Origin of the sequence: Natronococcus sp. JC468 (assembly GCF_012163165.1) — an archaeon.
Taxonomy (GTDB): Archaea; Halobacteriota; Halobacteria; order Halobacteriales; family Natrialbaceae; genus Natronococcus; species Natronococcus jeotgali.
Map to the genome: position 1 here is coordinate 1 of NZ_JAAVUO010000116.1, position 768 is coordinate 768.

Consider the following 768-nt stretch of genomic DNA (forward strand, 5'->3'; position numbering starts at 1 on the left):
CCCAGAACTACCCAGATCCCCCACGTGACCATCGTAATCGACCCGAAGAACACGGCCGAATCTATCTGAGGGAAACCCATTATGATGATTCAACGTAACGGTTGCGTAGCGACGCCCGAAGACGCTCGAAGCGACCGGTATCGAACGGCGGGGTAACCCCGGCAGGGAGGTAGATTTTCAATTCAGTGTCGCTACCTCGGTCATCGGCGTGGTATCTCCGTGCCATACATACTGCATACCGGCCGTGCCCGCATCGGTCTCACTCTTAATCGAATAATCCATTTATATCGGGCCCGGAAGAGTTCTCGCGTTCCCGACCGCTTTCGCAGGTTCTCGGCGGACGCAGCGAGGGCGACGAGGGCGAGCAAAACGGACGCGTATCGCCCAGGGGGATCCACGAGGGAGTTTCGATGCGCGTTCGCCCTCGTTCTGAGTAGCGTTTCGCTGACTCCGATTCGGAACGCCCCGTCGGTGCGTCACCCGAGGGCAAACGTCCCTCGGGGTTGGGCGACGGTCATCTCGCCCTCAAGAGCGGGACGCTGAACCTGAACGGCGATTACACTATCTACGACAGTTTGTCGGCAGAAGGGGAGTCCCACGCTCAAGCCCACGGCTTGACAGTAGTTGCTGAAGTGACCAAGCGACGATTGTCGTTGTCCTCGTTGTCTCGATATGGTCGAGACAACTGAGGCAACGCAGGTGACTCGCGCAGCGTCGTCACTGCTGTTTCCTGAACTTGAGTTCGGAATCGCTGCTAACACCACATAT

General features: G+C 57.9%; 1 pseudogene. It reads right to left on the minus strand.

The window, feature by feature from the left end:
• Positions 1 to 80: pseudogene (locus GWG54_RS21110) on the minus strand (EamA family transporter); the annotation flags it as partial.
• Positions 81 to 768: the final 688 nt, after the last annotated feature.